General features: G+C 42.2%; 7 protein-coding genes. 4 read left to right on the forward strand and 3 right to left on the reverse strand.

Features of this window, described 5'->3' with window-relative positions; translation table 11 throughout:
• Positions 1–696: 696 nt before the first annotated feature.
• From pflB to adhE, 3 genes are all read left to right on the forward strand, one after another.
• Entirely contained in the window at positions 697–2,925 is a 2,229-nt protein-coding gene (gene pflB, locus AACU32_RS18200; protein ID WP_096602002.1) for a formate C-acetyltransferase, read from the forward strand.
• A gap of 643 nt (positions 2,926–3,568) precedes the next feature.
• Positions 3,569–4,372, forward strand: a complete 804-nt coding sequence (pflA, locus tag AACU32_RS18205) for a pyruvate formate-lyase-activating protein (protein WP_096602005.1) — start codon at positions 3,569–3,571, stop codon at positions 4,370–4,372.
• A 137-nt stretch (positions 4,373–4,509) separates the two neighbouring features.
• Positions 4,510–7,191, forward strand: a complete 2,682-nt coding sequence (gene adhE / locus AACU32_RS18210; RefSeq protein WP_096602008.1) for a bifunctional acetaldehyde-CoA/alcohol dehydrogenase — start codon at positions 4,510–4,512, stop codon at positions 7,189–7,191.
• A gap of 393 nt (positions 7,192–7,584) precedes the next feature.
• Here the strand turns inward: adhE and mutS are convergent, their stop codons facing one another.
• Complete coding sequence (mutS, locus tag AACU32_RS18215; RefSeq protein ID WP_096602011.1) at positions 7,585–10,227, reverse strand: DNA mismatch repair protein MutS; 2,643 nt, start codon at positions 10,225–10,227, stop codon at positions 7,585–7,587.
• Between the two features lie 53 nt (positions 10,228–10,280).
• On the opposite strand from mutS, the gene AACU32_RS18220 reads away from it, so the two are divergent.
• Entirely contained in the window at positions 10,281–10,667 is a 387-nt protein-coding gene (locus AACU32_RS18220) for a hypothetical protein (protein WP_096602014.1), read from the forward strand.
• A gap of 44 nt (positions 10,668–10,711) precedes the next feature.
• Here AACU32_RS18220 and AACU32_RS18225 read toward each other — a convergent pair whose 3' ends face one another.
• Both AACU32_RS18225 and AACU32_RS18230 read right to left on the reverse strand, forming a co-directional pair.
• On the reverse strand, positions 10,712–11,038 hold the full coding sequence (locus AACU32_RS18225) for a helix-turn-helix domain-containing protein (protein ID WP_096602017.1): 327 nt from the start codon (positions 11,036–11,038) through the stop codon (positions 10,712–10,714).
• Positions 11,035–11,409: a type II toxin-antitoxin system RelE/ParE family toxin gene (locus tag AACU32_RS18230; RefSeq protein ID WP_096602020.1), complete on the reverse strand. Its 375-nt coding sequence runs from the start codon at positions 11,407–11,409 to the stop codon at positions 11,035–11,037. The genes AACU32_RS18225 and AACU32_RS18230 overlap by 4 nt, the downstream gene beginning before the upstream one ends.
• Between the last annotated feature and the right edge of the window lie 133 nt (positions 11,410–11,542).

Below are 11,542 nucleotides of genomic sequence, written 5' to 3' on the forward strand. Positions count from 1 at the left end.
AGATACCAATAGCAGCTTTCATCAAAGTAATTTAACAGTTGGTCAATCGACATTTGCAGGTGCTGCTGGCGCTGGTACTGTTACCTTGGTTAATGCTCAAGATATCTTCAGCCAAGCTGGACAAGCATTGACTGTTGGTAACTAATTTATTCGCTAATAATCGATAAATTTTCATTGCTAATTGATTTCTCCTCTCCACGCTAACCTACCTCTGTTTGAAATTAACTAAACAGGGGTAGATTTCTTTTATCTTCATTGGCAGTCGGTGGGAAACTCCATCGCCTTGTGGGTAGAGTTTTTCATTGTGGTCTAAATACATGAAAACTGCTGTAAACCTAATTTATGTGTCAAAAACCTAATTTACGAGTCGCAAAGTTGAAATACGAGTCAGAAACTAAGTTTACGAGTTGTAAAGTTAATTTACGACTCAGAAACTAAGTTTACGAATCGCACAAGTTAACATACGAGTCAAAAACTTAATTTACAAGTCGCAAACTGCCTTTCAGCTAAATGCAACTATTGCTACATATAAAAATTTAATTTTTGCCCAAAACCATCAAGGTTGCTACATCTCACTTGACTCATAAAAATTGAACACCTAAAAAATGGGTTAATATCAAAATCGAATGTGCTACGTTATCCACAAACCAGATACCGCAGTCAATAATCAGCTTCATCAACTGGGGGGAATCTCAGATGTTGGCACAATGGCAAGGTTTCAAAAGTGGCAAATGGATAGAAGAAATCAATGTTCGTGATTTCATCCAAAAAAATTACACCCTTTACAGTGGCGATGAATCTTTTTTAACAGGTGCAACTCCAACAACTCAAGCACTCTGGGAACAAGTCAAAGACTTAATGGCGGTTGAACGCGAAAAAGGCATTCTAGATGCAGATACAGAAGTTGTTTCGACAATTACCTCTCATCAACCGGGTTATATTAACCGCGAACTTGAGCAAATAGTGGGATTGCAAACGGAAAAACCTCTGAAACGTGCGATTATGCCTTTAGGTGGAATTCGCGTAGTGAAAGATGCATTAAAAGCTTACGGTTACGAAATCAATCCCCAAACTGCGGAGATATTTACCAAATACCGCAAAACCCATAACGATGGGGTATTTGATGGCTATACCCGCGAAATGCGCTTATGCCGCCACTATGGTATTATCACCGGATTACCAGACGCTTACGGACGGGGCAGAATCATTGGGGATTATCGGCGAGTGGCTTTGTATGGTGTTGATGCTCTCATCACAGACAAAAAAGCACAACTCACATCTTTAGAATTAGATGTCATCGACGAAGCGACAATTCGCCTGCGGGAAGAAATTTCCGAACAAATCAAAGCACTGTTTGAATTGAAGACAATGGCTGGAAGCTACGGGTTTGATATTAGCCAACCCGCAGCGACGGCGAAGGAGGCTGTGCAGTGGTTATATTTTGGCTACCTCGCAGCAGTTAAAGAACAAAACGGTGCGGCGATGTCTTTGGGAAGAGTTTCTACTTTTCTAGATATCTACTTTGAACGGGATTTACAACAAGGGAAAATCACCGAATCCGAACTGCAAGAACTCATCGATCATTTTGTGATGAAATTGCGCATGGTGAGATTTTTGCGGACACCCGACTACAATCAACTCTTCTCTGGCGATCCCACTTGGGTAACGGAATGTGTTGGCGGTGTGGGTGAAGATGGTAGACCTTTGGTGACGAAAAATAGTTTCCGGATTCTGCATACTTTGTATAATTTAGGCGCAGCACCAGAGCCTAATTTAACGGTGTTGTGGTCGGAACACTTGCCAGATAACTTTAAACGTTTTTGTAGCAAAGTTTCAATTCATACTAGTTCAATACAGTATGAGAACGATGATTTGATGCGTTCATACTGGGGAGATGATTATGCGATCGCCTGTTGCGTTTCCGCCATGCGCATTGGTAAGCAAATGCAGTTTTTCGGGGCGAGAGTTAATCTGGCTAAGTGTTTGCTGTATGCGATCAACGGCGGTAAGGATGAAAATTCTGGCGAACAAGTTGCAAGTGCGATCGCACCGATCACTTCCGAATATCTGGATTACCAACAGGTGTGGGATCAGCTAGAAATCATGATGGCGTGGTTGGCTAAGGCGTATATTAATACCCTCAACGTCATCCATTACATGCACGATAAATACTGCTACGAACGCATCGAAATGGCACTGCACGATCGCGACATTCTCCGGACAATGGCTTGCGGGATTGCCGGGTTATCGGTGGTTACAGATGCTTTATCGGCAATTAAGTATGCAAAAGTCAAAGTTTTGCGGAATGAAGCCGGATTAGCCGTTGATTATGAAATTACCGGCGATTTCCCCAAATATGGCAATAACAACAATCAAGTTGATGAAATAGCGGTAAATTTAGTTACCACATTCATGAACGAACTGCGTAAACATCCAACTTATCGCCAAGCCACACCAACGCAATCAGTATTAACAATTACTTCCAACGTTGTCTACGGGAAGAAAACAGGTAACACACCCGACGGGAGAAAAGCCGGTGAACCCTTTGCGCCAGGTGCAAATCCTATGCATGGACGGGATAGTAAAGGTGCGATCGCTTCTTTAGAATCGGTAGCGAAAATTCCTTACCAATACGCACAAGATGGAATTTCCAACACATTCTCCGTTGTTCCATCGGCTTTAGGTAAGTTAGAAGTTGATCAAATCAGCAACCTTGTGGGAATGTTGGATGGTTACTTCCATGATGGCGGACACCACATCAACGTTAACGTCCTGAAGCGGGAAATGTTACTTGATGCAATGGATCATCCAGAGTTATATCCGCAGCTAACTATTAGGGTTTCCGGTTATGCGGTGAACTTTATTAAATTGACGCGAGAACAGCAGCTTGATGTGATTCAGCGGACATTCCACGACCGATTTTAGGTTTGAGAACAGCCTAAAACCTACCTGTCTAAACAGTTAAAATGCTAGTTGATTATATCCCCGACTTTCGAGAAAATTCGGGGATATTGTTTGGGAAAGCGCACAAAAGCACTAAAAAATCATGTTATACCGATTCAATTAATGAGGGTAATACCAATTTGAAAAAAGAATGCGACAGATGGTAGGGAACACTGCCGTGCCCTCTAGAATATATTGATGTGTCGCAAACATTATTTGAATTGGTATAACATATGGATTTTGGCAAAGTAAAGGGCGGGGAGACCCCGCCCCTACAGATTTTTTTCAAATTGTCATTAATTCATAATTTTTGGATATAGCGGTCAACTGTTAACAGTCAACAGCCACAACGGATATTTTTCACAATTGATATAGAATTGCTAGATATTTAGCTTTTATCACTGACAAAAAAATTAAAATATGGTAAGTTTTTGAATTCAAATTCAGGTCACAATACCCCTATTTTGATATATATCGAATGGGGATCATAGGAACCAAAATTTTATTTCTAAAATTGATTGTGTACAGCAGTCTATCCACACAAGTTCCTCACATTTGTTATCTATAACTCATAGATGAGAGGCAAAAGACAGGTTGATGGGTGCTGTCAAATTAGGTAAAATTCATGCACAATCTAAAATTCCCAACTTTTACCAGCGAAAATTACAAGCTAGAAAATAGTCACATAGTTCCAGCAATTATTAATTCTGGCTATATACATTCAGTAGAAAGTTGTGGAACAGTTGACGGGCCTGGTATTCGATTCGTAATTTTCACATCTGGTTGTCCGCTACGCTGTCTTTATTGCAGCAATTCTGATTGTCGTTATCTGGAACATGGAAAACAAACCAGTGTTGATGAAATATTGACCGAAATTCAGAAGTATCAATCTTATATGAAATCTTCTGGCGGTGGTGTAACAATCACTGGTGGCGAACCATTAATGCAACCGGGATTTGTGCGAGAAATCTTTAAGCGTTGTCAAGAATTAGGGATACATACAGCGTTAGATACTTCTGGTTTTTGTGATTTAGAATCGGCGAAATCTGTACTAGAGTTTGTCGATTTAGTCCTGCTTGACATTAAATCATTTGACCCGGAAACTTACACTAAAGTTACAGGTCGTAAAATTGAACCAACATTAGCCTTAGCTAAATATCTCAATGTCATTCATAAGCCTGCTTGGATTCGATTTGTTTTAGTTCCCGGTCTCACTGATGACCCAGAAAATATTAGCGGTTTAGCTGATTTTATTGCCCCATTCAATAATGTGCAAAGAGTCGAAGTTTTACCATTTCATAAAATGGGGGAATACAAATGGCAGGAATTAGGGTTTGAATACTTATTGGCAGATACTCTTCCACCATCTCCAGAACAAGTACAAGCAACATTAGATATTTTTCGCAGTCGAGGAATATTTGCGATTTGAGTAATCGGTGCAATCAAAATATTGGTGATGGCTGTCATTAGTCATTGGTCATTTGATGCGATTGATGATTGATTCCTAATTGGATGAATGGCGCACGAGTGAAATATCTGTAGTAAATTCCGCAAGAGGATAAACATATGAAAGTTACCAATCTCGAAGAATTAGAATTACTTGTGCAACGGGTAAAAGCTGCACAGGCAAAATATGCCAATTACTCTCAAGAACAAGTTGATGTCATCTTTAAGAAGGCTGCATTAGCAGCTAACGCCGAACGGATTCCCTTAGCAAAATTGGCAGTTACCGAAACAGGTATGGGAATTGTGGAAGATAAAGTAATTAAAAACCACTTTGCTTCCGAATTTATTTACAATAAATACAAACACGAAAAAACCTGCGGCATCATTGAAGAAGACCATACATTTGGTATTCAAAAAATATCAGAACCTGTAGGAATTGTTGCCGGAATTGTCCCTGTAACTAATCCGACAGCGACAACCATTTTTAAAGCCTTAATTGCTTTAAAAACAAGAAATGCAATTATTTTTTCACCCCATCCCAAATCAAAAAAATGCACTATGGAAGCAGCTAAAATTGTCCTGAAAGCGGCAATTGCGGCAGGTGCGCCAGAAGATATTATTGGTTGGATTGATGAGCCAACTGTAGAGTTATCTAAAGCTTTAATGCAGCATCCAGAAGTTAAATTAATTTTAGCTACTGGCGGGCCGGGAATGGTACGCGCTGCTTATTCTTCCGGTCATCCATCTTTAGGTGTTGGTGCTGGTAATACTCCAGCGGTAATTGATAGTAGCGCCCACATTCAAACTGCTGTTAGTTCAATTTTGTTAAGTAAAACTTTTGACAATGGCATGATTTGCGCTTCCGAACAATCAGTTGTTGTCGTTGATGAGATTTACGCAAAAGTCAAGCAGGAATTTATCAGTCGTGGGGCATATTTTCTCAATGATGAGGAAAAACAAAAGCTGGGTCAGATAATTTTGAAAGAAGGCAGATTAAATCCGGCGATTGTCGGACAGTCGGTGGAGAATTTAGCTAGGTTAGCGGGAATTTCTCTATCCAATGACGATGCTTCCCCAGCACCAAAGGTTTATAAAGTCTTGATTGGTGAAGTGGAAACAGTAGCCGATAGTGAGGCTTTTGCATATGAGAAATTATCGCCAATTTTGGCTATGTATCGCGCCGCAACTTTCCCTGAAGCTGTCGAGAAAGCTGAACAATTAGTAGAATTTGGGGGATTGGGACATACATCGGTATTGTATACAAATCCCGCTAATCTGGATGATATTGCTTATTTTGAGAATAAGATGAAAACAGGAAGAGTCCTGATTAATACTCCATCTTCTCAAGGGGCGATTGGGGATTTATATAACTTTAAACTTGACCCATCTTTAACTTTAGGTTGTGGGACTTGGGGAGGTAATACAATTTCCGATAACGTCACACCTCATCACCTAGTAAATATTAAAACGGTATCCCAACGGCGACAAAATATGTTGTGGTTCCGTGTTCCACCCAAAGTCTATTTCAAATATGGGTGTTTACCTGTAGCTTTACGGGATTTAGTTGGGAAGGAACGGGCTTTTATTGTTACCGATAAACAATTATTTGATTTAGGAATCGTCGATAAAGTCACCCAGGTGTTAGACGAAATTGGTGTGAAGCATGACGTATTCCACGATGTTGAACCTGATCCGACGTTATCTAATGTAAATAAAGGATTGGCTTTACTCAGAAGCTATCAACCAGATGTGATTATTGCTATTGGTGGTGGTTCGCCAATGGACGCGGCTAAAGTCATGTGGTTGATGTATGAACAACCCGATGTGGAATTTGAAGGTTTGGCGATGCGGTTTATGGATATCCGCAAGCGAGTTTATGAATTACCGCCTTTGGGACAAAAAGCCATCATGGTGGCGATTCCCACAACTTCGGGAACTGGTTCGGAAGTGACACCCTTTGCTGTGGTGACAGATGACAGCGTCGGCATGAAATACCCCTTAGCAGATTATGCCCTAACTCCGAATATTGCGATCGCCGATCCGGAACTCGTCGCCAATATGCCGAAAAAACTCACAGCATACGGTGGGATTGATGCTTTAACTCATGCCTTAGAATCCTACGTATCAGTAATGGCAAGCGAATTTACCGATGGTTTGGCGCTGCAAGCAATTAGATTATTGTTTAAATATTTACCCAGTGCTTACCAAAATGGTGCCAATGACCCGAAAGCAAGAGAAAAGGTACATTATGCTGCGACAATTGCCGGGATGGCTTTTGCCAATGCCTTCTTGGGTATTTGTCACTCAATGGCACACAAACTCGGTGCTACTTTTCACGTTCCCCACGGACTGGCTAATGCTTTGATGATTTCCCATGTTATCCGCTATAACGCTACGGATATTCCCTTTAAGCAAGCAATATTTCCCCAATATAGATATCCTAATGCGAAAGATAGGTATGCGCAAATAGCTGACCACCTACATTTGGGTGGAAATACAGCCGATGAAAAAGTGGAATTATTGATTGCGGCGATTGAAAATCTCAAACAACAAATTGATATTCCGGCGACGATTAAACAGGCGTTGGGTGATGAAGATAAGGAGTTCTACGCCAAAGTAGAAGAAATGGCGGAACAAGCATTTGATGACCAATGCACGGGTGCAAATCCCCGCTATCCGCTGATGAAGGACTTGAAAGAGTTATATGTTTTAGCTTATCAAGGTTGTCGGATTGATGCGGTACTTTATCACAATACGCCGGAGTTTTTCGCCGGTGATGTGGGTGAAACGGTGGAGGTGTAGGGTAATATCAATTCCCATAATTTTGGCGACATATAAATGATGATTAAGGGCACAACATTGTTCACCTGTGTCAACTTAACGTGAAACCCTTGCCAGGATGTGATTTGATACAAAATCACGTACCATCAAGATCCGCGCTACCCCACCCCAGTTTTGCTGACGCAAAACGTCCCCTCCCCGTTTACGGGGAGGGGATTGAGGGGTGGGGTAAAATGCCTGTGGAATAAGCGTTTTGACTTAAGTTGACACCAATGAACAATGTTGTGCCCCTACCTAATTTGTGGGTTTGTTGTTGGAAATTGGTATTATTTTGAACCGCCAAGAACGCCAAGGGCGCAGAGAAAATAAGAGATTGGATGTTTCAGAGAAGATTTTTCCCCTAGCCCCTAGCCCCTATAAATTTTCCCGTAAACCCATCGCAATTTTACTGTGTTTTTCTATCTGTCCCATGACTTGTTTTGCTCTTTGAATTACTACCGCAGGTAAACCGGCGAGTCTTCCGGCTTCGATTCCGTAAGATTTATCTGCGCCTCCTGGTTGGACTTGGTGCAAAAAGATTATTTGGTCGGGTAGTTCTTTGACTGTCACTTGATAATTAGCGACATTGGTTAACATCGCGGCGAGTTCGTTTAATTCGTGGTAATGGGTGGCAAAAATTGTTCTGGCTTTGATATCTGTGGCTAAATATTCAGCTACCGCCCAAGCTATGGAAAGTCCATCAAAGGTGGCTGTTCCTCGCCCAATTTCATCTAATAGCACTAATGACCTTGAGGTTGCATGGTTGAGAATATTTGCGGTTTCATTCATCTCTACCATAAAGGTAGATTGACCTGTGGCTAAGTCATCCACTGCACCTACACGGGTGAAAATGCGATCGCATACTCCCAATTTAGCAAATCTGGCAGGTACAAAACTCCCGGTCTGCGCCATTAATTGAATTAATCCTACCTGACGCAAATAACAACTCTTTCCACTCGCATTTGGCCCGGTGAGGATAATTAGGTCGGGATGAGAAGTGGACGCGGGGACAGTGGGACGCGGGGACGCAAAGAAATTTTCAGTCTCCGCGTCTCCCCCTCTCCGCGTCTCCCCGTCTTCTTTCCCTCCCAACTGGGTGGAATTGGGGACGAAGAAGCCAGCAGGTAAAGATTGTTCTACTACTGGGTGTCTTCCTTCGATAATTTCGATTTCTCTTCCCGGTAGCATTTCGGGGCGACAATAAGCTTGATTTACGGCTAACTCTGCTAAACCACACAAGACATCGGCTGCTGCTACCGCCCGCGAAAGGTTGCGAATGATTTCGGCTTGTTCGCCTACTTCTTCCCGCAAGGCGACAAAAATTTCATATTCCAACTGATTTAAATCATCACGAGCTGAGAGAATTCTGGCTTCCCGTTCTTTTAATTCTGGGGTAATGTATCGTTCTTCATTCGTCAGGGTTTGTTTGCGAATGTAGTTAGCCGGTACTTGGTCGGCTTTGGCACGGGAAATACTAATATAGTATCCAAAGGTTTTATTATATCCTACCTTTAATGTGGGGATGCCTGTTCTGGCTCTTTCGTCAACTTCTAAATTTGCAATCCATTGTTGATCCGCTTCTACGGTGGCTTTTCTTTCATCTAGTAAAGTATTAACACCTGCACGAATTACGCCACCTTCTTTAATATGTATGGGTGGTGACTCTACTATATGGGCGTGGATTTTTGCAGCCAATTCTTCTAATATAGATGGCACTTTCTGCAAAGCTTTTAAAAACGGAGAATTGGCTTCTACCACTAACTCAGATAATTCTGGTAAGCGGGAGAGAGAATCTGCTAAAGCCATTAAATCTTTCGCGTTCGCTGTACCAGAACCAGCCCTACCTGTTAACCTTTCTAAATCATAAATTTGTCGCAGTAACTGGCGCAAGTCTTGACGTAAGGCTGTATTTTCTATTAATTCTTGAATGGTATCTTGTCTGGCGCGAATGCCTTTAATATCAATTAATGGTTGCAATAACCACCGCCGTAACGCCCGCCCGCCCATTGCGGTACTAGTTCTATCTAACGCCCAAAGTAGGGAACCATGAAAAGTTCCATCGCGGACAGTTTGGGTAATTTCTAAGTTGCGGCGGGTTTGATGGTCAACTATTAAATAGTCGGTGACGGTATAGGTGCGTAATAATTGCAGGGGAACAGAATTTTCTTTTTGGGTATCTTCCAGATATTCCAACAACCCACCAGCAGCGCGCACAGCTAGGGGTAGGTGTTCACAACCCAAACCTTCGAGCGATCGCACTTTAAATTTCTGCAATAATCTACTTCTAGCTTCCCCTGCGGAAAATGGCGATTGCGATCGCAAACTATAACAAAAAGTTGGTGGTAAACATTGGGGTAAATGGGGCGAAGTCTCTCCCGGACGGAGTAAAGTCCCTAAATCCGGGGCGTTGGTGGGAAACAGCACCTCCGAAGGCTGCAACCGCATTAATTCTTGGGTGAGGTGTTCTAAATCACTACCTTGAGTTGTCTGAAATTCCCCAGTTGAAATATCTGCATAAGCTAAACCCCAATGATTAGCCGCAATTACCACAGCAGCTAAGTAATTATTGCGACTTGCTTTTAACATTCCTTCTTCTAGCAAAGTCCCCGGTGTGAGGATGCGGGTTACTTCCCGACGCACCAAACCTACAGCTTCCGAAGCATCTTCCACTTGGTCGCAAATTACTACCGCATAGCCTTTCTCCACCAGTTGGGTAGTGTAGCGTTCCCAAGCATGGTGAGGGACACCAGTCATCGCCACCCGCCCAACTTCACCGCCGTGTTTGCTAGTCAGAACTAATTCCAGTTCCCGCGAGACAGTTACAGCATCTTGGAAAAAAGTTTCAAAGAAATCACCCACCCGATACAGCAGCAGCGCATGGGGATACTTATCCTTCACTTCTACATAATGCTGATACATTTTACTCAGCCTGCTGCGGTCTACTAGCCGCGTATCCGAATGCGGCGCAGTAGAGTTACTTGGTTCCGTTGGCTGAAAGTCAAAGTCAGAAGCGGTCATAAATCCTAGGAGTTACGCAGGGAGATGCCACAGGATCTGATGATAGCGTCTTTTTGGGCATTGGGCATGGGGCATTGGGCATTGGCGATTTGTCTAATGGATTCTTGGAAATAGCAATTGGGTTCTCCGATATAGTAATTGGGATCTCAAATACAGTAATTGGGATCTCGGAAATAGCAATTGGGTTCTCCGATATAGCAATTGGGATCTCAAATACAGTAATTGGGATCTCGGAAATAGCAATTGGGTTCTCCGATATAGCAATTGGGATCTCGGAAATAGCAATTGGGTTCTCCGATATAGCAATTGGGATCTCGGAAATAGCAATTGGGTTCTCCGATATAGCAATTGGGATCTCGGAAATAGCAATTGGGTTCTCCGATATAGCAATTGGGATCTCAAATACAGTAATTGGGTTTGGCGATATAGTAATTGCGTAGGCGTAGCCCGTCGCAGGCATCACTCAAGGTTTTATTGTGCCGATTTACAGCGATATAACAGTTTCAGCAGATTGGTTTTCTGCATTACGTGGGCGAAGATGTAAAGTGATTTCAGTATCAAGTCGCTTAAGAAACATTAGGAGTTTACCCTCACTGAAGCGTTGAAACTCTCCCTTCATTAAATGAGATACTTCTGGCTGTGGAATTCCTAACAGTTGACTTATTTCGCGTTGCTTGAGGTTGCGTTGTTTCAACAGACGTAGTACCACAATGCCGATTTTACCACGGGTAAGAAGTTCATCGGCATCTTCCAGCCCAAGGTCAGCGAATACGTTACCACTGCTTTCTTCAAAAATTGTTTCTTCTGTCATGCTTGTTTCTCTCTTTCCAGCGCGTCTTGATAGCGTTTTTTAATCAAATCAATGTCCGACTGTGGGGTTTTAATCCCCCGTTTTGATTTCTTTTGAAAAGCGTGCAGTACATAAATTTTTTCCCCAATCTTTACAGCGTAAACTACTCTGTAAGTATCCGTATCATAGCGTTTGACGATTTCATATACACCGCTACCAATACCTTTAAACGGTTTAGCATCTATTGGAGTTTCCCCTGCTTGCACCAATTGCAATGCATAGCCTACAGATGCACGCACTTGTTCAGGAAACTCACGGATATTTTTACGAGAGTCTCCCATCCAAACAATTGGACGTAAAGGAACCTCGGTAATATCTTGTTCATCTGTCATTTTATATGAAATTTCTTATAAAACCAGATAGACAATACCAAAAAATAAATGAGCCAACAAGTAGGGGCACGGCACCGATAAAATTTCTGTATTGCCGAGAGATTATGGATGCCGTGCCCCTACAGCGTATTTT

The sequence above is a fragment of the Calothrix sp. NIES-2100 genome, assembly GCF_963875285.1.
Classification (GTDB): Bacteria; Cyanobacteriota; Cyanobacteriia; order Cyanobacteriales; family Nostocaceae; genus Aulosira.